This is a genomic window from Streptomyces sp. CNS606, from assembly GCF_000426325.1.
This window is the reverse complement of the sequence record NZ_AUFD01000006.1, coordinates 64011-87683: the sequence shown is the minus strand read 5'-3', so window position 1 is coordinate 87683 and position 23673 is coordinate 64011. Positions and strand designations below refer to the sequence as shown.

The window sequence follows — 23673 nt, the reverse complement described above, 5'->3', positions numbered from 1 at the left end:
CGGCGGCGGAGGGCTACTCCCAGCGGAAGAAGCGGGCCGCCGCCCCGAGTCCCGCGACGGCCCACACCGCGAGCACGCCGAGGTCGGCCCAGGGCAGGCCGGCGCCGTGCTGGAGCACCTGCCGCAGCCCGTCCGAGAGGGCCGACACCGGCAGCAGCTCCAGCACGGCCTGCACCGGACCGGGGAAGCGCGACAGCGGCACGATCACGCCGCCGCCGACCAGCAGCAGGATGAAGAGCAGGTTCGCTCCCGCGAGTGTGGCCTCGGCGCGCAGCGTGCCCGCCATCAGCAGCCCCAGCCCGGAGAACGCGGCCGTACCGGCGACCAGCAGCAGCACCACGGCGAGCCAGCCCCCCTGCGGCGACCAGCCCAGCCCGAACGCCACGGCGGTCAGCAGCAGCACCTGGAGCAGCTCGGTCACCAGCACCGCGCAGGTCTTGGCCGTCATCAGCGCCCAGCGGGGCAGGGGCGACGCGCCGAGACGCTTCAGCACGCCGTAGCGCCGCTCGAAGCCGGTGGAGATCGCCTGTCCGGTGAAGGCGGTGGAGAGCACGGCCAGAGCCAGCACGCCCGGGGCGAGGAAGTCCACCCGGGTGCCCTCGCCCCCGGCCGTCGCCACCGGCACGTCCACGATCTCCACGACGCTGAACAGCACCAGCACCAGCGTCGGGATGACCACGGTGAGCAGCAACTGCTCGCCGTGCCGCAGCAGCATCCGGGTCTCCAGCGCCGCCTGCGCGGCGATCATGCGCGCCACGGGTGCGGCGCCGGGCCGCGGCCGGTACGCACCGCCGGCGGACGTCGTCGTGCCGGTCACCGTGGTTCCCTCCTCGTCGGCCGGCCGGGTCACCGCAACTCCCTCCCCGTCAGCTCCAGGCTGCTGTTTCCCGGGGGCGACCCCCGAACCCCCGGCCGGTCGGGGGTGCCGCTCCGCTCCGGTCACCGCAACTCCCTCCCCGTCAGCTCCAGGAAGACGTCCTCCAGCGTGCGCCGCTCCACGGTGATGCCGTCCGGCAGGACGCCGTTCTGCGCGCACCACGAGGTCACGGTGGCCAGCAGTTGCGGGTCGACGGTGCCGGTGATCCGGTAGCCGCCGGGGCTGAGTTCGGCCGCCGCGCTTCCCGGGGGCAGCGCCTTGAGCAGGGAGGCGAGGTCCAGGCCGGGCCGCCCGGTGAAGCGCAGGCTGTCCTCGGCGCCGCCGCGGCACAGCTCCTCCGGCGTGCCGTGCGCGATGACCGTGCCGCCGTCCACGACGGCGACGCTGTCGGAGAGCTGCTCCGCCTCGTCCATGTGGTGCGTGCTGAGTACGACGGTGACGCCGTCGGCGCGCAGCTCGCGGACCAGGTCCCAGGTCGCGCGGCGCGCCTGCGGGTCCAGGCCGGCGGTCGGCTCGTCGAGGAAGACCAGCTCCGGGCGTCCCACCACGGCCATCGCCAGCGCGAGGCGCTGCTGCTGGCCGCCGGAGAGCCGCCGGTAGGGCGTGCGGCCGCAGGCGTCCAGGCCGAGCCGGGCGGAGAGCGCCGGTACGTCCAGCGGGTGGGCGTGCAGTGCCGCCATGTGGCGCAGCATCTCCCCGGCACGGGCGGTCGGGTAGACGCCGCCGCTCTGGAGCATCACCCCGATCCGGGGCCGCAGCTCCGCCGAACGGGTGACGGGGTCGAGGCCCAGGACGCGTACGGTCCCGGCGTCGGGGCGGCGGAAGCCCTCGCAGGTCTCGATGGTCGTGGTCTTGCCCGCTCCGTTGGGTCCCAGGACGGAGGTGACGGAACCGGCGGCGACGGTCAGGTCGAGCCCGTCCACCGCGGTCCGGCCGCCGTACCGCTTGACCAGGCCCGCGATCTCGACGGCCGGTGCGTTGCGCATGTCCGGGAGTCTAGGGAGCCCTCCGGGAGGCCCTGCGGCCGGGTGTCCGGGACGCCCGGCCGCAGGTTCGGTAAGGCTTACCTTCCGTGATGCACGCCATCCGGGCTGGTCACGGCGTCGCTTGCCGCTCTCCGCCGAATTACGCAACAATGGCGTTGTGAAAAAGACGGGCGAGATGCAGCAGCCCCGCACGACGGCCGGTCCGGCCGCCGGCGGTGCCGCCGTGTCCGGCGCCCCCGACGAGCAGCACGGCACCCGGAACAAGGTCGCGCGGTCCGTCCTGGATCACGGCCCGTCCACCGCCGCCGAGCTCGCCCAGCGCCTGGAACTCACCCAGGCCGCCGTCCGCCGCCACCTGGACCACCTGGTGGCCGAAGGGGTCGTCGAGGCCCGCGCCAAGCGCGTCTACGGCACCCGCGGGCGCGGTCGTCCGGCCCGGGTGTTCGCCCTCACCGACGCCGGCCGGGACGCCTTCGACCAGGCGTACGACCAGCTCGCCGCCGAGGCGTTGCACTGGATCGCCGAGTCGGCGGGCGGGGGAGCGGCAGGAGAGGCGGCCGTCGCCGCCTTCGCCCGCGCCCGGGTCGCCGCACAGGCCGAGCGCTACCGCGCGGCACTGGACGAGGCACCCCCGTCGCAGCGCACCGCAGCACTGGCAGAAGCCCTGACCGAGGACGGGTACGCTGCCACCGCGCGCAGCGCCCCTGCCGCGAGCGGGGAGCAGCTCTGCCAGCACCACTGCCCGGTGGCGCACACCGCCGAACGGTTCCCGCAGCTCTGCGAGGCGGAGACCGAGGTCTTCTCGCGACTGCTGGGGACGCATGTGCAGCGTCTGGCCACCATCGCCCACGGCGACGGTGTGTGCACCACCTACGTCCCTCAGGCGCAGCCCGCACAGACCGTCTCCGGCCCCCGGGCCGGAGAGAACGCCCGCAACAGCAGCACGCACGACACCACAGCCAGCACAGCCACCACAGCATCTGCCGAGAACACGGCCGGGAGGAACCCCGCATGACTCTCCCCACGGAGACCGCCCACCCCGAGCTCGAGGGCCTGGGCCGCTACGAGTACGGCTGGGCCGACTCCGACTCGGCCGGCGCCGCCGCCAAGCGAGGCCTCAACGAGGACGTCGTCCGCGACATCTCGTCGAAGAAGGACGAGGCCGACTGGATGCTGAAGCTGCGGCTCAAGGGCCTGAAGCTGTTCGAGAAGAAGCCGATGCCCAACTGGGGCTCCGACCTCTCCGGCATCGACTTCGACAACATCAAGTACTTCGTGCGGTCCACGGAGAAGCAGGCCACCTCGTGGGAGGACCTGCCCGAGGACATCAAGAACACCTACGACAAGCTCGGCATCCCGGAGGCGGAGAAGCAGCGCCTGGTCGCCGGCGTCGCCGCGCAGTACGAGTCGGAGGTCGTCTACCACCAGATCCGTGAGGACCTGGAGGAGCAGGGCGTCCTGTTCCTGGACACCGACACCGCGCTGCGCGAGCACCCGGAGATCTTCCAGGAGCACTTCGGCACCGTGATCCCTGCCGGCGACAACAAGTTCGCCGCGCTGAACACCGCCGTGTGGTCCGGTGGCTCCTTCATCTACGTGCCGCCGGGCGTGCACGTCGACATCCCGCTGCAGGCCTACTTCCGGATCAACACCGAGAACATGGGCCAGTTCGAGCGGACGCTGATCATCGTCGACGAGAACGCCTACGTGCACTACGTCGAGGGCTGCACCGCGCCGATCTACAATTCGGACTCGCTGCACTCCGCGGTCGTCGAGATCATCGTCAAGAAGGGCGGCCGCTGCCGCTACACGACCATCCAGAACTGGTCGAACAACGTCTACAACCTGGTCACCAAGCGCGCCGTGGCCTACGAGGGCGCGACCATGGAGTGGGTGGACGGCAACCTCGGCTCCAAGGTGACGATGAAGTACCCGGCCGTCTACCTGATGGGCGAGCACGCCAAGGGCGAGACGCTGTCCGTCGCCTTCGCGGGCGAGGGCCAGCACCAGGACGCCGGCGCCAAGATGGTGCACATGGCGCCCCGGACCTCCTCCAACATCGTCTCCAAGTCGGTGGCCCGCTCCGGCGGCCGCACCTCCTACCGCGGCCTGATCGAGATCGGTGAGGGCGCCGAGGGCTCCAAGTCCAACGTGCTGTGCGACGCGCTGCTGGTCGACACCATCTCGCGGTCGGACACCTACCCCTACGTGGACGTCCGCGAGGATGACGTGACCATGGGTCACGAGGCGACCGTCTCCAAGGTCAGCGACGACCAGCTCTTCTACCTGATGAGCCGCGGTCTCTCCGAGGACGAGGCGATGGCGATGATCGTGCGCGGCTTCGTCGAGCCGATCGCCAAGGAGCTGCCCATGGAGTACGCACTCGAACTCAACCGGCTGATCGAGCTGCAGATGGAAGGCGCGGTCGGCTGACGCCGTCCCCCGTCCCTCCACGCGTGCCGCGGCGCGACGCCGCGGCACGCACCCCGACCACGGACCTGCGTCCCGAGAAAGAGAGCAGCACGAACAGCCATGGCTGAGAGTCAGAACATCCCGGCGGGTTCCACCGCCTCCGGCGGTATCGCGGTGGCCGCGGAGTCGACCGTCGCCACCCGGATGAGCGCCGAGCCGTCCTTCGACGTGGCCGACTTCCCGGTGCCGCACGGCCGCGAGGAGGAGTGGCGCTTCACCCCGCTCGAGCGGCTGGGCGGCCTGCACGACGGCAGTGCCGAGGCCTCCGGGTCCCTCAAGGCGGAGATCGCCACGCCCGACGGCGTCACGGTGGAGACCGTCGGCCGGGACGACGCCCGCGTCGGCCGGGCCGGCAAGCCCGTCGACCGGGTCGCGGCCCAGGCGTTCAGCTCCTTCGAGAAGGCCACGGTCGTCACCGTGCCCAAGGAGTCCGTGCTCGGGGAGCCGATCCGGGTGAACCTGCACGGCGAGGGCGGCGTCACCTACGGGCACACCGTCTTCGAGCTCGGCGCCTTCGCCGAGGCCGTGATCGTCATCGACCACACCGGTGACGGAGTGCGTGCCGCCAACGTCGAGTACGTGCTCGGCGACGGCGCCAAGCTCACCGTGGTCTCCGTGCAGGACTGGGACGACACCGCCGTCCACTGCTCGCAGCACAACACGCTGGTCGGCCGCGACGCCTCCTTCAAGTCCGTCGTCGTCACCTTCGGCGGCGACGTCGTCCGCATCCACCCGCGGGTCAACTACGCCGGTCCCGGCGGCGAGGCCGAGCTGTACGGCGTCTTCTTCACCGACAACGGCCAGCACCAGGAACACCGCCTGATGGTGGACCACGACAGCCCGCACTGCCGCAGCAACGTCGCCTACAAGGGCGCGCTGCAGGGCGAGTCGGCGCACGCCGTGTGGATCGGCGACGTGCTCATCCGCAAGGCGGCCGAGGGCACCGACACCTACGAGCTCAACCGGAACCTGGTGCTCACCGACGGCGCCCGCGTCGACTCGGTGCCGAACCTGGAGATCGAGACCGGTGAGATCGTCGGCGCCGGCCACGCCTCGGCCACCGGCCGCTTCGAGGACGAGCAGCTGTTCTACCTGATGGCCCGCGGCATCCCGGAGATGGAGGCCCGCCGCCTCGTCGTGCGCGGCTTCTTCGCCGAGCTGGTCCAGCAGATCGGCCTTCCCGACCTCGAGGAGCGCCTGATCGCGAAGATCGACGCGGAACTGGAGGCGTCCGTCGCATGAGTGACGCATCCGGATTCGTGCGCGTCGCCACTCTCGGCGAGCTGGAGGAGGACACCCCCAAGCGGGTGGAGATCGACAGCACCCCCGTGTCGGTGGTCCGCACCGAGGGAGAGGTGTTCGCGATCCACGACGTCTGCTCCCACGCGAACGTCTCGCTCTCCGAGGGCGAGGTGGAGGATTGCCAGATCGAGTGCTGGCTGCACGGCTCCGCGTTCGACCTGCGCACCGGCAAGCCCTCGGGCCTGCCCGCGACCGTTCCCGTCCCCGTTTACCCCGTCAAGATCGAAGGAGACGGCCCCGACGCGGCTGTGCTCGTCTCCGTCACCCAGGAGTCCTGAGTTCCCCATGGCAACGCTTGAGATCAACGACCTGCACGTCTCCGTCGACACCGACAACGGTGCGCGGGAGATCCTCCGTGGCGTCGACCTGACCGTGAAGCAGGGCGAGACCCACGCGATCATGGGCCCGAACGGCTCCGGAAAGTCGACGCTGGCCTACTCGCTCGCCGGTCACCCCAAGTACAAGATCACCGGCGGCTCGGTGAAGCTCGACGGCGAGGACGTCCTGGAGATGTCCGTCGACGAGCGGGCCCGCGCCGGCCTGTTCCTCGCCATGCAGTACCCGGTCGAGGTCCCCGGAGTCTCCGTCTCCAACTTCCTGCGCACCTCCGCCACCGCCATCCGCGGCGAGGCCCCGAAGCTGCGCACCTGGGTGAAGGAGGTCAAGGAGGCCATGGAGCGCCTCTCCATCGACCCCGCCTTCGCCGAGCGGAACGTCAACGAGGGCTTCTCCGGCGGTGAGAAGAAGCGCCACGAGATCCTCCAGCTGGAGCTCCTCAAGCCGCGGATCGCCGTCCTCGACGAGACCGACTCCGGCCTGGACGTCGACGCGCTGCGCGTCGTCTCCGAGGGCGTCAACCGCGTCCGCGAGTCCGGCGAGGTCGGCACCATGCTGATCACCCACTACACGCGCATCCTGCGCTACATCAAGCCCGACCACGTCCACGTCTTCGCCAAGGGCCGGATCGCCGAGTCCGGCGGCCCCGAGCTCGCGGACAAGCTGGAGGCCGAGGGCTACGAGGCGTACGTGAAGGGAGCCTGAGCCACATGACGCAGCTGCCGGGCCTCCTCGACACCGAGGCGCTCCGCAAGGACTTCCCCATCCTGGACCGCACGGTCCACGACGGGCGGAAGGTCGTGTACCTGGACAACGCGGCGACCTCGCAGAAGCCGCGCCAGGTCCTGGACGCGATGGCCGACTACAACGAGCGGCACAACGCGAACGTCCACCGCGGTGTGCACGTCCTCGCCGAGGAGGCCACGGCGCTGTACGAGGGCGCCCGCGACAAGGTCGCCGCCTTCGTCAACGCGCCCAGCCGGGACGAGGTGGTGTTCACCAAGAACGCCTCCGAATCGCTCAACCTCGTCGCCAACATGCTCGGCTGGGCCGACGAGCCGTACCGCGTCTCGGACGAGTCCGAGATCGTCATCACGGAGATGGAGCACCACTCCAACATCGTGCCGTGGCAGCTGCTGGCGCAGCGCACCGGCGCGAAGCTGAAGTGGTTCGGCCTCACCGACGACGGCCGTCTCGACCTGTCCCGCATCGACGAGATCATCACCGAGAAGACCAAGGTCGTCTCCTTCGTGCTGGTCTCCAACATCCTGGGCACCTTCAATCCGGTCGAGGAGATCGTCCGCCGGGCGCAGGAGGTCGGCGCGCTGGTCGTGATCGACGCCTCGCAGGCCGCCCCGCACATGCCGCTGGACGTGCAGGCGCTGCAGGCCGACTTCGTGGCCTTCACCGGGCACAAGATGTGCGGCCCCACCGGCATCGGCGTGCTCTGGGGACGTCAGGGACTGCTGGACGACCTGCCGCCGTTCCTCGGCGGCGGGGAGATGATCGAGACCGTCTCGATGAGCTCCTCCACGTACGCGCCCGCGCCGCACAAGTTCGAGGCCGGCACGCCCCCGATCGCGCAGGCCGTCGGCCTCGGCGCGGCCGTGGACTACCTGTCGGCCATCGGCATGGACCGGATCGCCGCGCACGAGCACGCGCTCACCGAGTACGCCGTCAAGCGCCTCCAGGAGGTCCCCGACCTGCGGATCATCGGCCCGGTCACGGCCGAGGACCGGGGCGCGGCGATCTCGTTCACGCTGGGCGACATCCACCCGCACGACGTCGGGCAGGTGCTGGACGAGCAGGGCATCGCCGTCCGGGTCGGCCACCACTGCGCCCGTCCGGTCTGCCTGCGGTACGGAATTCCTGCGACCACGCGGGCGTCGTTCTACCTGTACTCCACGCCGGCCGAGGTCGACACCCTGGTGGACGGCCTGGAGCACGTACGGAACTTCTTCGGCTGAGGACCACGGGCAAGGTAAGGACGAGGCGTGAAGCTCGACTCGATGTACCAGGAAGTGATCCTGGATCACTACAAGAACCCGCACGGGCGTGGCCTGCGCGACGGCGACGCCGAGGTGCACCACGTCAATCCGACGTGCGGTGACGAGATCACCCTGCGGGTGCGGTACGAGGGCTCCACCATCGCCGACGTCAGCTACGAGGGCCAGGGCTGTTCCATCAGCCAGGCCAGCGCCTCGGTGCTCAACGAGCTGCTGGTCGGCAAGGAGCTGGACCGGGCGCGGCGCATCCAGGAGACCTTCCTGGAGCTGATGCAGTCCCGTGGCAAGCTGGAGCCGGACGACGCCATGGAGGACGTCCTCGAGGACGCGGTCGCGTTCGCGGGCGTCTCCAAGTACCCGGCGCGCGTGAAGTGCGCGCTGCTGAGCTGGATGGCCTGGAAGGACGCCACCGTCCAGGCGCTGGGCGAGTCCGCGATGGACGGCGCCGAGCAGTCGACGGAGAAGACGGAGAAGACCTCATGACCGAGACCACCACCAAGCCGGCGAGCGAGGACGAGGTCCGCGAGGCGCTCTACGACGTGGTCGACCCCGAGCTGGGTATCGACGTCGTCAACCTCGGCCTCATCTACGGCATCCACATCGACGACTCCAACGTCGCCACCCTCGACATGACGCTCACCTCGGCGGCCTGTCCGCTGACCGACGTCATCGAGGACCAGGCCCGCTCCGCGACCGACGGCATCGTCAACGAGCTGAAGATCAACTGGGTCTGGATGCCGCCGTGGGGCCCGGACAAGATCACCGACGAGGGCCGCGAGCAGCTCCGCGCCCTCGGCTTCAACGTGTGACACCACCGCCCGTCCGCGGGTGACCGACGCCGCCCGTGCCCCGCAGTCCGCTGCGGGGCACGGGCGGCGTCGCGCGTGGGGTGGTGTCCGCCGTCTCAGTAGTGGATGCGGGCCGTCGCGGCGCGGTGGTCGGAGTAGTGCCGGTCGGCCCGGTCGCTGCCGGTGGCGTCCTGGTCGGCCTGGTCGCCGTCGTTCCACTCCACGGTGTCGGCCGCGGTGACCGCCGGCAGGCCGCCGGAGCCTCGCCGCGCCAGCAGGAAGTCGATGCGGCGGCCGGAGGACAGCGTCCACTCGTCCTTCAGGCAGTCCTTCACCGCGCCCGAGGCTGCGCAGTCCGCGTAGAGGGCGTCCCGGTAGCCGTACGAGCCACCCAGGTCGCCGTTGGTTCTCGCGTACCAGGAACGCCAGTTGTTCGCCGACGTGAGGCCGGTGCTGTTGGTGTCGCCGCCGAGGATCAGCAGGTCCCCGCCGAAGCCGTCCTCGCGGATCTCGGTGACGGCCTCCCGGGCGTTGCTCTCCGTGCAGGGCTTCCCGCCGTGGGCCGCCGTCGGCCAGTGGAGCGAGGCGACGGAGAGGTCCCGGCCGGCGACCCGGTCGTGCAGCCGCACCTTGACGGCCTTGGTGCGGGCCTGGTTGTTGTTGGTGCAGCCGCCGCCGAGGTCGGACTGCGCCTGCCAGCGCTTCACCGAGGCGTCCGGGTCGCTCTCCAGGGAGAAGCGCGCGGCCCGGTAGACGACCGCGTTGGTCTGGTACTTCTTCGGCGCCCCGCACGGGCTGTTCATGGCCTGGGGGGAGTTCTCCGCGATCACGGCCCGGTACTCCTCGCCGAGCTGGGAGGAAAGCCGCGCGGTGTAGTCGTTGAGCTGCTGCCGTCCGCTGATCTGCTGCACGAGGAACAGGTCGGGACGATAGGGCATCCGGTCGAGGTAGTAGACCAGGTCCTGCCAGTCGCCGGGGCACTGGAGCCCCACGGTCGGCAGGTTCTCCACGTTGTTCACCGCCACCTGCACGAAGGCGGGGTCGTCGTTCGGCGCGCCGGGGGCGGGCGCCGCCGCGGCGGTCGGGGACAACAGGGTGGCGGCCGTCGCGGCGGCCGCCACCAGGCCGAGGGCCCGCACTCTGCCGACGGTTCTTCGCACGTTCGGTACTCCTTCGGTCCACGGCACGGAGGAGACCAGCGTAGGGCGAATGGCGTGTTCATGGCAGGTGACCGGAAGCGGGGAGATGTGTACGCTCGTACACATGGTTTACGCGACGCTTGCCGGGGCGATCCTGGCCGAAGTCCTGGGCACCACCGCGATGAAGTACAGCGACGGCTTCACCCGCCTGTGGCCGTCCCTCGGTACCGCCGCCGGCTACCTGATCGCGTTCTTCCTCCTCGCCCAGACGCTCAAGACCCTGTCGGTGGGCACCGCCTACGCCATCTGGGCCGGACTCGGCACCGCCGCCGTCGCCGCCATCGGCATGATCTTCATCGGCGAGGCCGTCACCGCAACGAAGATCATCGGTCTGCTCCTGGTGATCGCCGGAGTCGTCGTCCTCAACCTCGGCGGAGCCCACTGATGGCCCCCACCCGCCGCCACGACCCCGACCGGCGCACGCGGATGGTGGACGCCGCCATCCGCGTCGTCGACGCGCACGGCATCGCCGGGCTCAGCCACCGGCGGGTCGCCGCCGAGGCCGACGTGCCCCTCGGCTCCACCACGTACCACTTCGCCTCCCGCGAAGACCTGCTGGTCGCCGCCCTGCGCCGGGTCGGCGACCGGTGGCTGGCCGACGTCGACGCCTGGGAACGGGCCCTGCCCGCCGACGCCCCGCTCGCCGGTGAACTCGCCCGCCTCGTCCAGGAGTCGCTGACCGGCGGCCGGGCCCGCACCCGCCTGGAGTACGAGTTGTACCTCGCCGCACTCCGGCACGACGCCGTCCAGCCGGTGGCCGCCGCGTGCGTCGACGGCCTCGCCGCCATCCTGCGCCGCCGCACCCCTGACGACGCCACCGCCCGCGCCCTGGCCGCCCTCACCGACGGACTCACCCTCCAGCTCCTCCTCACCGGCCGCACCCCCGACGGCGCCGAACTCCGCAGCCTCCTCGCGCCACTGGCCGGCACGGGCGTGAACTCCTCCTCCCCGACCGGGTGACAAGGGGGAGTAAGCCGCCGACCCGACGGGGGACCGCCCAGTGATCCACGATCCACCGACGCCGTACGAGACGACCGCGGACGACGCGGCGCTCATCCGGGAATCCCGGGAGAGACCAGAGGTCTTCGCACGGCTCTACGACCGCCACGCCGCCGACATCCACCGCTACGCCGCCAGGCGCCTCGGCGACGCCGTGGCCGACGACATCACCGCGGACACCTTCCTGGCCGCGTTCCGGCACCGCACCCGGTTCGACACCGACCGGTCCAGTGCCCGGCCCTGGCTCTACGGCATCGCCGCCAACCTCATCGGCAAGCACCGCCGCACCGAGCTGCGCGCGCTGCGGGCACTGGCCCGTACGGGCACCGACCCGGTGGCCGAGTCCTGGTCCGACCGCGTGGACAGCCGCGTCACCGCGCAGGCCGCCCACCGGCCGCTGGCCGCCGCACTCGCCACCCTGGCCGACCGCGACCGCCACGTGCTGCTGCTCGTCGCCTGGGCCGACCTCAGCTACCAGGAGGTCGCCGAGGCGCTGTCCATCCCGGTCGGCACCGTCCGTTCCCGGCTCAACCGCGCCCGCCGCAAGGTGCGCACCGCTCTGGGTGGCGACCCCACGATCGTCACCGACGCCGCGGAGGTGGCGTGACATGGACGAGATGACACGGCTGCGCGAGATGCGCGCCGACACCCCGGCCCCCGACCGGGCCCGGCTCGCGGCCGGACGGCAACGCCTCGCCGACGTGACCGCGAAGCGGTCCCGCCGCCGCGCGCTGCGCACCGACTGGCGTCTGGCCTCGCTCGGCGCCGCCGCTGCCGCGGTGGTGGCGGTCCTGATCGGCGTCCAGATCCAGGAACCCGGCGGGGGCGAGCCGTCGCCGGCCGCGTCCACCGTCGTCACGGTGCCCGACCTCGACGACCCGGTCGCCCTGGTCCACCGCATCGCGGACGCCGCCGAGGCGAGCCCCGACCCGAACCCGGAGCCGGGGCAGTGGGTCTACGAGAAGAGCGTCCGGGGCCACGAGAGCGGATCCGACGAGGGGGAACCCGGCTCCGGGCCGCAGGAGAGCTGGTACCTCTACGCCGACCCGCAGTTCGAGAACGGGACGGAGGGCGACGACTACTCCCACCGGCTGCGCTACGACTTCGTGGCCGACCTCCCCGAGGACCCGGAGAGGCTCTTCGCGAAGCTCCGTGAGTTCTACCCCGCCGCCGGCCCCGACGAGCCGCGCCTCGCGCACGACTACCGCGCCGCCCGCGTCCTCGCCGGCACCTGGCCGGTGCCCCCGCAGGGCATCGCCCGCGTCTACCGCGCCCTCGCCACCCTGGACGGCATCTCGGCGGTCGACCACCTCGTCGCCGACGCCACGGGACAGAAGGCGATCGCGGTGTACGTGAAGACCCCCGGCACCACCCTGCGGGACGAACTCCTCTTCGACCCGCGGACGCTGGAACGGGTGGGGAGCCGGAAGGTCGTCGTGAACAGCGAGGACCTCCCCGACTCGCCGTACGGCGACCCGCTGCAGAAGGGCGACGTGCTCAGCAACTCCGCCGTCCTCGACCACGCGATGGTCGGCCGCGAGAACGAGCGGCCCTGACCGCCGCCGCCAACTGTCCGGGGAGCGACCCCACAAGGGGGGAGGGCCGCTCCCCGGACGCACGTCCCACCCGGACGTCTCCGACACCCCTGGCCGGGCGACCCGGCTGGTGAGACCGGTTCGCCATGCGCGGGCAGGGCGGGCTAGCGTTCGGTGTATGACCGATGCAGCCACCGCCAGCTCCACCGCCAGCACCGCCACCGGCGCCGTCGCCGCCGGGCTCGCCACCGTCACCGACGGCGGCACCGTCCTCGACACCTGGTTCCCCGCCCCCGAGCTGTCCGCCGAGCCCGGCCCGGCCGGCACCGAGCGGCTCAGCGCGGAGCAGGCCACCGCGCTGCTGGGCGACGCCGCGCCGCACGCGCTCGGCCCGGACCCGCGCCGCGACGTGGAGGTCATCGCCGTCCGCACGGTCATCGCCTCCCTGGACGACAAGCCGCTGGACGCGCACGACGCCTACCTGCGCCTCCACCTGCTCAGCCACCGGCTGGTCCGCCCGCACGGGCAGAACCTCGACGGCATCTTCGGCCTGCTCTCCAACGTGGCCTGGACGAACCTCGGCCCGGTCGCCGTCGACCGCGTCGAGCAGGTACGGCTGGCCGCCCGTGCCAGCGGCGTCCAGCTCAACGTCGCCAGCATCGACAAGTTCCCCCGCATGACCGACTACGTCGCCCCCAAGGGCGTGCGCATCGGCGACGCGGACCGTGTGCGGCTCGGCGCGCACCTCGCCGAGGGCACCACCGTCATGCACGAGGGCTTCTGCAACTTCAACGCCGGCACCCTCGGCACCTCCATGGTCGAGGGCCGCATCAGCGCGGGCGTCGTCGTGGGCGACGGGTCCGACATCGGCGGCAGCGCCTCCGTCATGGGCACCCTCTCCGGCGGCGGCAAGCAGACGATCTCCATCGGTGAGCGCTGCCTGCTCGGCGCCCAGGCCGGCGTCGGCATCTCGCTGGGCGACGACTGCGTGGTCGAGGCCGGCCTCTACGTCACCGCCGGTACCCGCGTCACCCTGCCCGACGGCGAGGTCGTCAAGGCCCTGGAACTGTCCGGCGCCCACAACCTCCTCTTCCGCCGCAACTCCACCACGGGCACCGTCGAGGCGCTCCAGCGCAGCGGCTCCTGGGGCGGCCTCAACGAGGCCCTGCACACCCACAACTGAACCCGCCGCCTGCCCGGGCCGCGCACCCGCGCGGCCCGGGTAGGCTGCGGCGCATGAGTGATCTCGGGGCGGGACTGCGGTATCTGGGGCGCGGGCAGCGCTGGGCGTTCGGGCACGGACGGTGGTACGGGTTCGGGCTGCTGCCCGCTCTCGTCGCGTTCGTGCTGTACGCCGCGGCCCTCACCGCGCTCGCCTACGGCGCCGACGACATCGCCGCCTGGGCGACGCCCTTCGCCGACGACTGGAGCGACTTCTGGCGCGGCGCGCTCCGCTTCACCTTCGCCGTGCTGCTGTGGGCCGTCGGTCTGGCGCTCGCCGTCCTCACCTTCACCGCCGTGACGCTGCTGATCGGCGACCCGTTCTACGAGAAGCTCTCCGAAGAGGTAGAGAAGTCCGAGGGCGGCTGCCCGCCCGGCTCGGACGCGCCCTGGTGGCGGCAGCTGTGGCGGTCGCTGCTGGACAGCCTGTACGTGCTGGGGCGGGCGCTGCTGTTCACCGTGCCGCTGTTCGCCCTCGGCTTCGTGCCCGTGCTCGGGCAGACCGTCGTGCCGGTGCTCGGCTTCTGCGTCTCCGGGTACTTCCTGGCCGCCGAGCTGACCTCGGTGGCGATGCAGCGCCGTGAGATCCCGGTCCGGGAACGGCTGGCGCTGCTGCGCGCGCGGCGTTCGCTGGTGCTCGGCTTCGGGGTGCCGCTGGTGCTCTGCTTCCTGGTGCCGTTCGTCGCGGTCCTGCTGATGCCCGGCGCCGTCGCCGGGGCGGCCCTGCTGGTCCGCGACGTGGCGGACGGTCACCGTGACGTCCCGGCCGCCGTGCCGCCGCCCGCCCAGCAGGCGTCACCGGCCCACCCGGCGCCTCCGCACCTCCCCGGCCCACCGCGTCGCTGACGCCCGGTCCAGGCCGGAAGGGCTCAGACGTCGCCGCCCTCGCGGGGGAAGTCCGCCGTGGGGAGCTTCAGGTCGACGACGGTGCCGGACAGATCCAGGACCTCGCCGAACTTCGCGGTGAGGCGGCTCTGGTACTCGCCGTCCTTGGGGTGGGTGAAGAGGTGGCAGGTGGCCGTGTACGGATCCACGATCAGGTACACGGGCACCGCCGCGGCGGCGTACGCCTGCTGCTTCGGGCCGTAGTCGTTGGCGGCCGTACCCCGCGAGATCACCTCGGCGATGAACTCCACGTCTTCGTGAAGCCACCCGCGGCGACCGTCGGTGTGACCCTTGCCTGCGGAGTCCCTGAGCTTGGCCACGTCCGGCGCGAACCCGTTGCTCGCATCGGGGAAGTCGATACGGACGTCCGACTTCACCTTGGCGTCCATACCGAATCGGTCCTCCAGGGCGCGGACGATCCGGCGAATGATCTCCCAGTGCGCGTCCCGCTGCGGCGACATGTGAACGGTCCCCTCGACGATCTCGGCCTTGTAGCCCTCGGGGACGGGCATCCGCTCCAGCAGCTCGAACAGCTCGTCCAAGCTCAGGTCGTCGCTCACGGCCCTCTCGATCCTGTCGGTCAGCTCGACGGTCATCGACGTGCCACGCCTCCCCGCCGCGACCGGGCGGCGCAGCCGCACGGTTCAACGATACGGCGGCCGGCGGGACACGCGGCGTCACCACACGTGTCCCACCGGCGCCACCCGTCAGGAGGCCGGAGGCCAGGACGGTCAGGGCGTCACGGACGGAACCGCAGCACCTGCGGGTCGTGGTCGCTGACCTGGTCCGCGAACTCGGCGTTGGTGTGCACGATGTCGTAGTCGAAGCGGCGGATGCCGGGCGACACCAGCGTCTGGTCCAGCACCTGCGAGTTGCCGTCGTAGACGTAGGTGTAGCGCTCGCACTCCGGCAGTGCGTACACCGCGCTGCGCAGCACCCGGCCGTCGGTCAGCTGCTCGGTGGTGGCGGAGAACTCGAAGTCGTTGATGTCGCCGAGGACGACGACGTCGGCCTTCCGCTGCACCTGCAGAACGTCCTTGACGAAGGCGTTGACCGACCGCGCCTGCAGCAGCCGCTGCTCCTCGGAGGAGCGGGACGGCGGCTGGAAGCGGCTGTGCAGCGACTGGTCGCCGCCCTTGGACGCGAAGTGGTTGGCGACCACGATGACCGTGCGGCCGCGGAAGCGGAACTCGCCTGCGACGGGCTTGCGGCTGTCCTCCCAGGCGGCGGCGGTCGGTTCGATGCGGCCCGGGGAGTGCGTGAGGGTGGCCCGGCCGCGGCGCTCGACCACGTCCGTCGCGGTGGTGGCGTCGCCGCCGGGGCGGTCCACGAAGGCGACCCGCTCGGGGTTGAAGAGGAAGACGTTGCGTATGTTGCCGCCGGGCTGGCCGCCGTCCTGCTTGTCCTGCGGGTCGATGCCGCGCCATGCGTAACGTGGTCCGCCCGCCGTGACCACCGCCTCGATCAGTTTGGCCACCGTCTCGTCGGCCGCGACCACGCCGTCGTCCTCGGGGCCGGTGTTGTCCTGGATCTCCTCCAGGGCGACGATGTCCGGCGAGGCCAGGGCGTTCACCAGGCCGTCGGCGAGGCGTGCGAACTTCTCCTCGTCGTCGCCCGGGTCGAGGTTCTCCACGTTGTACGTGGCCACCGCCAGCTCGCGGCGCCGCTGCTCGCGGGTCTGCTCCCGCTCCAGGCCGCCGTCCTGGACGGTGCCCAGCTCGCGGGCGGCGAGGTAGTAGCCGCCGAACTGCTCGTAGTCCAGTGGGCCCTCAGTGGTGCCGGACAGCGTGTCGCCGGTGTCCGCCGCCGGGAACGGCTCCTCGGCGAGCGGGGTCAGCGACTCGACCTTGAGGCGCCCGGGGTTCTGCGCGTCGTAGCCGCCGTAGCGGGTGCCGCCGCCGGCGGTGGGGTTCTGCCGGGGCTTCACCGTCACCCACATCTCGGCGTACTGGGTGCTCGGGCCGGCGACCCGGGCGTCCCGGACACGGACGTTGCTGCCCTCCAGCGACTCGTACAGGTCCAGCGCGTACCGCGAGGGGCGCAGCTCCAGGTCCTCGATACCGCCGTCCGCCCCGCCCTCCGGTGCGTACGCCGAGGGCACGCTGCGGGAGCCGAGGGTGCGCGGGGCGGGGATCGGGTTGCCCGAGGAGACGACGGTCACCTCGGAGCCGGATATCTGCGTGACCGACTGGTTCCCGCCGTCCCGGCCGCCGTAGTAGTACTCGCCGACCGTGCCGGTCACCCGCACCTCGTCGCCGGGCCGCACGGTGGGTGCCGAGCCGGTGAACACGAACACGCCCTCGCTGGTGGCGGCCGATCCGTCACCCTCCGGGTCCTGGAACCAGAAGCCGCGCGAGCCGTACGTGCGCACGCCGGTGACGATGCCCGCCACCTCCCGGACCTCCTCGCCCGCATAGGGAGACAGGCGGGTGGAGCCCTGGATGTCGTGGATGCGCAGCGGGTCGCCGTCCGCGGCGAGGGCGGGGGAGGCGAGCAGGGTCGAGGTCAGTGCGGCGACGGTGAGCGCACCGAGCGCGGCGGTGTGACGGGTGGTCAAGAGGTCCTCCGTGGGGCGGGTGAGAAGCACCGGAACACGCCGGAAGTGGCAAGGCGGTTCTCTACGCGCGTAAAGCTCGCCGAGGGGGAGGTCGTTGTCAAGGGACGGCAGGAAGTCACCCGGCCGGGGGTGGGTGAACCCGAGGCGGCGGCACGGTGACGTCCCTGCTCGCGCGGGCTGCGGCGCCGCCGTACCGGCAGGTCTCACTTACGACTTTCCGGGCCGAGTCCTCTAGGCTGGCCCTGCCCCCGGGCTCCGGTCGTTCCCGCCGCACGTCCACCTCCGGCCGCGCCGTCCGCGCGGCCCCCGGACGCCCGGAACACCGTCCACGCCCCGCCGATCGACGCCCCGCGAGGAGCCCCGTTCCATGTCCGGTGACGACCGCCCCACCATGCCCCCCGTGCGGCTGCCCTCCGAGGCCGAGCTGGCCCGGGACGCCCTGGCGGCACCGCTCTTCGCCCGCGCCGTCTCCCTCGCCCGCTGGGCGGACGAGAAGCCCGTGCCGGTCGGAGCGGGCGGAGAACTGCTCGCCGACGGCCTGGCCGAGGCCGCCGCGCGCCTCGGCCTGATCGCCGACCCGGAGGGCACCGCCGCGACCGCCGAGGCGTGGAACCTCGCCGTGGACACCGGCCTGCTCGAGGTCGACGAGGACGAGGACGCCGAACCCACCCTGGAGAGCGACGAGGCCGTCGGCACCGCATCCGGCGGCGGCGAGCTCGCCCGCCTCACCGGCTCCGCCGCACCCGCGGACGTCCTGGAGCTCTGGCAGGGCGGGATGGAGACGGTCCTCGCCGACGCGGCCACGCCCAGCATCGAGGACCTCCTCGGCGACCTGGAGGGCGTCGTCGGCGACGACGGAGAGATCGACCCGGACGCCGTCGACCTCGACGCCCTGGAGTGGGACCCGGAGGAGGAGACCGACTTCCTCGACAGCGCCCTCGGCAACCTCTACCTGTTCACCCTCCAGGACCCGGCCGTCGCCTCCGGCGCCATGGTGCCGCTGCCCGTCCTCGCCGCTTCGATGATCGTCCCCGACGACATGGACGAGCCGACGGACGAGGTGCTGGAAGAGGTCTCGGTCGCGATGATGCGGCTCGACGAGCAGTTCCGCATCCTCGAGCCCACCGGAATGCTGGCCTACCGGCCGGTGGACGAGGCGCTGACGCAGGAGGCCGACGACGCGCTGCCGGACGACGAACCCGCCCCCGACGAGGAGGAGGACGTCTCCCGTTACGGCATGGTGCGCCTCACCCCGCTGGGTCTGCACGGAATGCGGCAGCGCATGCTGGACGCCGGCATCGACGCCCCGCTCGTCGGCGACCTCGCCGAGGAGGACGCCACCACGCTGCTGGGTGCGCTCGTCTCCTACCCCGAGACCGGTGCCCGCGAGGAGGTGGAGGGCTGGTTCGCCGCCCGGGACTCCGCCGACCGGGCCGCCCGCGACCTGCTGGCCGCCGCACGGGGCCGCGACGACGAGGCGCCGGGCCGCAGGCTGGTGTGCCAGCAGGCGCTCTCGCTCGCCGGCGACGCCGCCGAGCCCGCGCTGCGCGACGTGCTCGACGACGCCGAACTCGGCGGCCTCGCCCGGGTGTGGCTGGTCGAGCACGGCGCCGGAGACGTCCCGCCGCCGGACGAGCGCATGGTCTTCTGGCTCGCCGTCGACACCCTCGCCGCGCAGCTCGCGACCGCCGGCGAGCCCGACGAGCTGCGGGAGCTGATCCGCGGCCTGGTCGACCAGCACGCCGGGTTCTTCGACAAGGCGTGGAAGGTCGATCACCCGGCGGCCGCCGACGTGCTGGAGGCGATGGGGCGCCTCCACCCGGACCGCGCCACCGCCAAGGAGGCCCGCAAGGCCGCGTTCAAGGCCCGCTCCGCGCACCCCGGCTGACCCCCGCCCACGGCCCGGCGCCGTGCGGGTCCGGGACCCGCACGGCTGCCCGTTCCGCACGACCGGGCCGGCCGGGTGCCGGCCCCGGCTCAGCCGGCCGTCAGGCGAACTGGCCCGGCTGGTAGCCCCCGGCGGGCTGCCGGATCATCACGTTCCCGCGGTTGAAGGCGTTGATCAGGGCGATGACGCTCACCAGCGCGCCGAGCTGCTCCTCGTCGTAGTGCTTGGCCGCGTTCTGCCATGCCTCGTCCGTCACCCCGCCCGCCGCGTCGGCGATGCGGGTGCCCTGCTCGGCCAGCTCCAGCGCGGCCCGTTCGGCGTCGGTGAAGACCGTGGCCTCCTGCCAGGCCGCGACCAGGCTGAGGCGCGTCGCGGTCTCCCCGGCGTGCAGGGCGTCCTTGGCGTGCATGTCGACGCAGAAACCGCACCCGTTGATCTGACTGGCGCGGAGCTTCACCAGCTCCTGCGTCGCGGTCGGCAGGGTCGATTCGGACAGCACCTTGTTGGCGGCGGTCAGCTGCCGCACGAACCGGGCTGCGACCGGGTTCTCGAAGAGGTTGAGACGAGCCTCCATGGCGCACTCCTGTGTCGTCGTCGAGTGGTTGCACCTCCAGGACGGACGGGGCGGCGTCGGCTGTGACACGGCCTGCCTGTGATGTGTGCCACACGCGGGAGGGCTGGGGTGCCGCCACCGGTCTTCCGCACCGCGTACGGCGGACGCCCACCCGCCGTCGTGCGCAGTTCAACCGCCGTTCTCCGGAGCGGGCGAACGTCTGCCGTGCCCGCTTTCGCGCACGTCAGGAGAGGCCGGTACACATGCCGATCAGCCGCAGAGACTTCACCACGCGCTCCGCCGCCACCGGTGCGGGCGTCGCCCTCGCCGGCAGCGTCGGGGTCCTCGCCAGCGCCCCCGGCGCGCTGGGGAACCCGTCCGGCCACGCTCGTGGTCACGGACACGACGGCGGTCGTGAGGGCGGGCACGGCCCGGAGCCCGGTTACGGTCCGCTGCTCTCCGACCCGGCCGGTGTGCTCGCGCTGCCGGAGGACTTCTCCTACCGCATCCTCACCCACTCCGGCGTCACCACCCTGGAGTCCGGCGAGACCACGCCCTCGAACCACGACGGCACGGCCGCCTTCGAAGGCCCGCGCGGCGCCGTCCTCCTGGTCAACAACCACGAGCTGCGCGGCCCCCGCGGCGACTGGGACCACCCGGTCCCGCTGCCGGACGGCCTGGTCTACGACCCCGCCGCGGCGGGCGGCTGCACCGTGGTGGAGGTCTCCCGGCACGGCGACCACGTCGCGGAGTGGGTCGGCATCGCCGGCACCTCCACCAACTGCGCGGGCGGCGCTACCCCGTGGGGCACCTGGCTGACCTGCGAGGAGAACACCGACCGGGCCGGCGAGAACGGCATGACCAAGGACCACGGCTACGTCTTCGAGGTCGACCCCTGCGACCGCCGCGCCAACCTCGATCCGAAGCCGGTCAAGGCCCTGGGCCGGTACGACCACGAGGCCGTCGTCGTCGACACCCGGCGCGGCCACCTCTATCTCACCGAGGACGCGTCCGGGCCCAACGGCCTCTTCTACCGCTGGACGCCGCCCCGGAACTTCCGCCACGGCCGCCGTGCCCTGCGCGGCCTCGCCGACGACGCGGGCGTGCTCCAGGCGATGCGCTGCCACGACTCCGGCGGCCGTTTCGTCGAGGACCTCTCCCACGCGACCCGCGCCGGCACCGTCTACGGCGTCGACTGGGCCGACGTGCCGGACCGCGACGCCCGCACCACCCCGGTGCGGAAGCAGTTCGCCGACGGCGAGGTCACCCGGGCCCGCAAGCTCGAGGGCATGTGGTGGGGCGACGGGGGCGCGTACTTCGTGTCCTCCTTCGCCCGGGACGAGAGCCCCGGCACGCCGCACGACGGGCAGGTCTGGTTCTACGACCCGCGCCGCCGCACCGTCACCCTCAAGGTCCTCCTGGGCGTCAACCCCGACCCGGGGCGGCCCGGTTCCCTCGACGGCCCGGACAACGTGACGGTCTCCCCGTACGGCGGCCTGATCATCGCCGAGGACGGCGAGGGACAGCAGCACCTGTTCGGGGCCACCGACCGCGGCGAGACCTACCCGCTGGCCCGCAACGAGTTCAACATCGGCACCGAGGACGAGCCGGAGTACAGCGAGATGACCGGCGTGTGCTTCTCGCCGGACGGCGACACCCTCTTCGCCAACATCCAGACCCCGGGCATCCTCCTCGCCATCACCGGCCCCTGGCGCCGCCGCCCCCGCCACCACCGCTGACCGACGCTCACCGCGAGGGCGTCACCGGCACCGGGCGCCGGTGACGCCCTCGCGCATGCGTCGTCACGTCGGAGACCTCAGAGGGCGGCGCCGCCGGGCTTGATCATGCCGCGGACGGTGCGGGAGTCGACGTATTCGCCGAGGGCGGTCATGTCCCACTCGCCGGAGAACTGGCGGATCAATTTGCACATCAGCACACCGGTGCGGGGCTCGGCGTTGGTGAGGTCGAAGCGGACCAGTTCCTCTCCGGAGCCGCCGTCCAGCAGGCGGCAGTACGCCTTGGCGACGTCCGTGAAGCGCTGTCCGGAGAAGGAGTTGACGGTGAAGACCAGGCCGGTGACCTGCGGCGGGAGGTCGCCGAGGTGGACGGTGATGACCTCGTCGTCACCCGCGCCCTCGCCGGTGAGGTTGTCACCGGAGTGCTGGATGATGCCATTGAGGATGGCCAACTTGCCGAAGTAACAGGCGTCGATCTTCTTGCGGTTGGCGTCGTAGGCGATGACGGAGGCGTCGAGGTCGATGTCCTTGGAGCGGAACGCCGGTTCCCAGCCGAGGCCCATCCGCACCGAGGTGAGCACCGGACGGCCGCCCTTGACCAGGGAGACGGTCTGGTTCTTCTGGAGCGAGACGCGCCCCTTGTCCAGGTTGATCTTGCCGGTGCCGGGAGCCGGAGCCGCGGGTGCCTGTGGCGCGGGCGGCGCGGCGGGTGCCGAGGGAGCCTGCGGGGCGGCAGGGGCTGGACTCGCCTGCGGGGCGGCGGGAGCTGCGGGTGCCTGCGGCGCGGGGGCGGGCTCCTCCACCGTGACGCCGAAGTCCGTGGCGATGCCCGCGAGCCCGTTCGCGTAGCCCTGGCCCACCGCGCGCACCTTCCAGGTGCCGTTGCGCCGGTACACCTCCACCACGACGAGCGCGGTCTCGGCGCCGAGACCGGGCGGGGTGAAGCTGGCGATGACCGCCTGGCTCTGCGCATCGCGTACGGTGGCGGTCGGCTCGGTGCCGGCGAACGTGGCCCCCGGGGCGTCCAGGCTGGCCGTCACCACGACCTTCTCCACGTCGGCCGGGACGGCGGCGGTGTCGACGGCGATGGTGTCGACCGATCCGCCGCTGCTGTGCGTGACGCCCGGGCCGTGCGGCTGGTTGTAGAAGACGAAGTCGTCGTCGGAGCGCACCTTGCCGTCAGCGGCGATCAGCAGGCCCGACACGTCCAGCCGCACCGGGGCCGTGACGTCCACCGCGACCCGCGCGGTGGTCAGCGGAAGGTTCGAGCCAGGGGTCATTGCAGTCATGCCGGGAGTAACGAACGGATCCGGATCCCGGTTCCTCCGGCGGCAGCGGGTCGCGCGCGGCCCTTCCGGGAAGGGCCGCGACCGTCACGCCGAGGATGCTGACCGCCGTGCCGGCCAGTGCGACCGTGCCCGGCGCCTCGCCGAACATGACGTACGCCCAGGCCGTCGTCGTCGGCGGCGTGAGGTACATCAGCGCACTGGTGCGGGTGACTCCGCCCCGCCGCAGGCTCAGCCAGTAGAAGCCGTAGCCCCCGGCCGTGGACAGTGCCACCACCCAGGCGACGGCGAGCCAGAAGTCCCAGGCGGCGGGCGGCGCCGCGTGTCCGGCGGCGCCCGCCACGGCGGTGAACGCCACGGCGCTGACCAGGCAGTGCAACGGCAGCGCGTCGGTGACCGCCGTGCGGTGCTTCGCCCGTCGCTCGGCGAAGGTGGCGGCGAGCAGCCCTGCCATGCCGGCGAACGGGAGCGCGTACGCCCACGGCGGTGCGGCCCCGGGGGCCGCCAGATCGCCCCACACGACCGGCGTGACGCCCGCGAGGCCCACCACCAGGCCGGCCCACTGCCGGCGGGACACGCGTTCGCCGAGCAGCCGTCCGGCCAGAGCCCCGGCCGCGAGCGGCTGGAAGGCGGCGATCAGCGCACAGGTTCCCGCGGGGACTCCGGCGCCGACGGCCCAGAAGACCGAGCCGAGGTAGACGCCTTGGGAGAGCAGTCCCACGACGGCCTGCTCGGCGAGCGCACGGGGAGGCGGCAGGCGCCGGCGCAGCAGCAGCCATCCGCCGCCGAACAGCGCGGCCGCCGCGACGAACCGCCACATCAGCAGCGTGTCGGCACCGGCGGCGCGGGTGCCGAGTTCCGCGCCGATGAAGCCGGAGCTCCACATCACCACGAGCCCCGCGCCGGTCAGGACGCCCGATGCGCTGCGGCCGGACACGCCGGTCTCCCTTCCGTCCGGTCTCCCGGCGCACCGAGTAGACCGATCTGTTTACCTGGTCTCGGGTTACAGTGAACTAAACAGATCGGTCTACCGCAAGGGCGGGCAGG

General features: G+C 72.2%; 24 protein-coding genes. 16 read left to right on the top strand and 8 right to left on the bottom strand.

Features of this window, described 5'->3' with window-relative positions; translation table 11 throughout:
- Positions 1–13: 13 nt before the first annotated feature.
- Positions 14–748, bottom strand: a complete 735-nt coding sequence (locus K304_RS0102225; protein WP_051307806.1) for an ABC transporter permease — start codon at positions 746–748, stop codon at positions 14–16.
- 191 nt (positions 749–939) lie between these two features.
- Positions 940–1863: an ABC transporter ATP-binding protein gene (locus tag K304_RS0102220; RefSeq protein ID WP_027762407.1), complete on the bottom strand. Its 924-nt coding sequence runs from the start codon at positions 1861–1863 to the stop codon at positions 940–942.
- Between the two features lie 175 nt (positions 1864–2038).
- On the opposite strand from K304_RS0102220, the gene K304_RS0102215 reads away from it, so the two are divergent.
- The 8 genes from K304_RS0102215 (at position 2039) to K304_RS0102180 (ending at position 8788) form a co-directional block, all read left to right on the top strand.
- Entirely contained in the window at positions 2039–2878 is an 840-nt protein-coding gene (locus tag K304_RS0102215) for an ArsR family transcriptional regulator (protein ID WP_027762406.1), read from the top strand.
- Complete coding sequence (gene sufB, locus K304_RS0102210) at positions 2875–4296, top strand: Fe-S cluster assembly protein SufB (protein WP_027762405.1); 1422 nt, start codon at positions 2875–2877, stop codon at positions 4294–4296. Before K304_RS0102215 ends, sufB begins: the two co-directional genes overlap by 4 nt.
- 99 nt (positions 4297–4395) lie before the next feature.
- Positions 4396–5577 (top strand): Fe-S cluster assembly protein SufD, encoded by a 1182-nt coding sequence (gene sufD, locus K304_RS0102205; protein ID WP_027762404.1) that lies wholly within the window; start codon positions 4396–4398, stop codon positions 5575–5577.
- Positions 5574–5915 (top strand): non-heme iron oxygenase ferredoxin subunit, encoded by a 342-nt coding sequence (locus K304_RS0102200; RefSeq protein WP_027762403.1) that lies wholly within the window; start codon positions 5574–5576, stop codon positions 5913–5915. Before sufD ends, K304_RS0102200 begins: the two co-directional genes overlap by 4 nt.
- 7 nt (positions 5916–5922) lie before the next feature.
- The gene (gene sufC / locus K304_RS0102195; RefSeq protein ID WP_027762402.1) at positions 5923–6678 is read left to right on the top strand and encodes a Fe-S cluster assembly ATPase SufC; all 756 of its coding nucleotides are present in this window, start codon (positions 5923–5925) and stop codon (positions 6676–6678) included.
- Positions 6679–6683: 5 nt separating this feature from the next.
- Positions 6684–7940, top strand: coding sequence for a cysteine desulfurase (locus tag K304_RS0102190; RefSeq protein ID WP_027762401.1), 1257 nt, complete (start codon positions 6684–6686; stop codon positions 7938–7940).
- A gap of 27 nt (positions 7941–7967) precedes the next feature.
- A complete protein-coding gene (sufU, locus tag K304_RS0102185; protein ID WP_027762400.1) occupies positions 7968–8462 on the top strand; it encodes a Fe-S cluster assembly sulfur transfer protein SufU in 495 nt (164 codons plus the stop codon).
- The gene (locus tag K304_RS0102180) at positions 8459–8788 is read left to right on the top strand and encodes a metal-sulfur cluster assembly factor (RefSeq protein WP_027762399.1); all 330 of its coding nucleotides are present in this window, start codon (positions 8459–8461) and stop codon (positions 8786–8788) included. Before sufU ends, K304_RS0102180 begins: the two co-directional genes overlap by 4 nt.
- 95 nt (positions 8789–8883) lie before the next feature.
- On the opposite strand, the gene K304_RS0102175 is transcribed toward K304_RS0102180, so the two are convergent.
- Positions 8884–9927, bottom strand: coding sequence for a hypothetical protein (locus K304_RS0102175; protein WP_486591551.1), 1044 nt, complete (start codon positions 9925–9927; stop codon positions 8884–8886).
- A gap of 103 nt (positions 9928–10030) precedes the next feature.
- Between K304_RS0102175 and K304_RS0102170 the strand changes: the two genes are divergently transcribed.
- From K304_RS0102170 to K304_RS26875, 6 genes are all read left to right on the top strand, one after another.
- The gene (locus K304_RS0102170; protein ID WP_027762397.1) at positions 10031–10351 is read left to right on the top strand and encodes a DMT family transporter; all 321 of its coding nucleotides are present in this window, start codon (positions 10031–10033) and stop codon (positions 10349–10351) included.
- Positions 10351–10926, top strand: coding sequence for a TetR family transcriptional regulator (locus K304_RS0102165; RefSeq protein WP_037789043.1), 576 nt, complete (start codon positions 10351–10353; stop codon positions 10924–10926). Before K304_RS0102170 ends, K304_RS0102165 begins: the two co-directional genes overlap by 1 nt.
- A gap of 43 nt (positions 10927–10969) precedes the next feature.
- Positions 10970–11572 carry an RNA polymerase sigma factor gene (locus K304_RS0102160; RefSeq protein ID WP_027762395.1) on the top strand — a complete coding sequence of 201 codons (603 nt, stop codon included), beginning with the start codon at positions 10970–10972 and terminating at the stop codon, positions 11570–11572.
- A 1-nt stretch (position 11573) separates the two neighbouring features.
- On the top strand, positions 11574–12521 hold the full coding sequence (locus tag K304_RS0102155) for a CU044_5270 family protein (protein ID WP_027762394.1): 948 nt from the start codon (positions 11574–11576) through the stop codon (positions 12519–12521).
- A gap of 157 nt (positions 12522–12678) precedes the next feature.
- Complete coding sequence (gene dapD / locus K304_RS0102150) at positions 12679–13683, top strand: 2,3,4,5-tetrahydropyridine-2,6-dicarboxylate N-succinyltransferase (protein WP_027762393.1); 1005 nt, start codon at positions 12679–12681, stop codon at positions 13681–13683.
- A 53-nt stretch (positions 13684–13736) separates the two neighbouring features.
- Positions 13737–14567: an EI24 domain-containing protein gene (locus tag K304_RS26875; RefSeq protein ID WP_051307728.1), complete on the top strand. Its 831-nt coding sequence runs from the start codon at positions 13737–13739 to the stop codon at positions 14565–14567.
- Positions 14568–14590: 23 nt separating this feature from the next.
- Here the strand turns inward: K304_RS26875 and K304_RS0102140 are convergent, their stop codons facing one another.
- Both K304_RS0102140 and K304_RS0102135 read right to left on the bottom strand, forming a co-directional pair.
- Entirely contained in the window at positions 14591–15202 is a 612-nt protein-coding gene (locus tag K304_RS0102140; protein ID WP_027762392.1) for a Uma2 family endonuclease, read from the bottom strand.
- Positions 15203–15345: 143 nt separating this feature from the next.
- On the bottom strand, positions 15346–17163 hold the full coding sequence (locus K304_RS0102135; RefSeq protein WP_027762391.1) for an endonuclease/exonuclease/phosphatase family protein: 1818 nt from the start codon (positions 17161–17163) through the stop codon (positions 15346–15348).
- Between the two features lie 367 nt (positions 17164–17530).
- On the opposite strand from K304_RS0102135, the gene K304_RS0102130 reads away from it, so the two are divergent.
- On the top strand, positions 17531–19051 hold the full coding sequence (locus K304_RS0102130; RefSeq protein ID WP_027762390.1) for a hypothetical protein: 1521 nt from the start codon (positions 17531–17533) through the stop codon (positions 19049–19051).
- Between the two features lie 100 nt (positions 19052–19151).
- Here K304_RS0102130 and K304_RS0102125 read toward each other — a convergent pair whose 3' ends face one another.
- On the bottom strand, positions 19152–19625 hold the full coding sequence (locus K304_RS0102125; RefSeq protein WP_027762389.1) for a carboxymuconolactone decarboxylase family protein: 474 nt from the start codon (positions 19623–19625) through the stop codon (positions 19152–19154).
- 242 nt (positions 19626–19867) lie between these two features.
- Between K304_RS0102125 and K304_RS0102120 the strand changes: the two genes are divergently transcribed.
- On the top strand, positions 19868–21343 hold the full coding sequence (locus K304_RS0102120; RefSeq protein WP_027762388.1) for an alkaline phosphatase PhoX: 1476 nt from the start codon (positions 19868–19870) through the stop codon (positions 21341–21343).
- Positions 21344–21420: 77 nt separating this feature from the next.
- On the opposite strand, the gene K304_RS0102115 is transcribed toward K304_RS0102120, so the two are convergent.
- Both K304_RS0102115 and K304_RS26870 read right to left on the bottom strand, forming a co-directional pair.
- Positions 21421–22620, bottom strand: coding sequence for a TerD family protein (locus K304_RS0102115; protein ID WP_027762387.1), 1200 nt, complete (start codon positions 22618–22620; stop codon positions 21421–21423).
- On the bottom strand, positions 22520–23563 hold the full coding sequence (locus K304_RS26870) for a DMT family transporter (protein ID WP_486591550.1): 1044 nt from the start codon (positions 23561–23563) through the stop codon (positions 22520–22522). The genes K304_RS0102115 and K304_RS26870 overlap by 101 nt, the downstream gene beginning before the upstream one ends.
- Positions 23564–23673 lie beyond the last annotated feature (110 nt).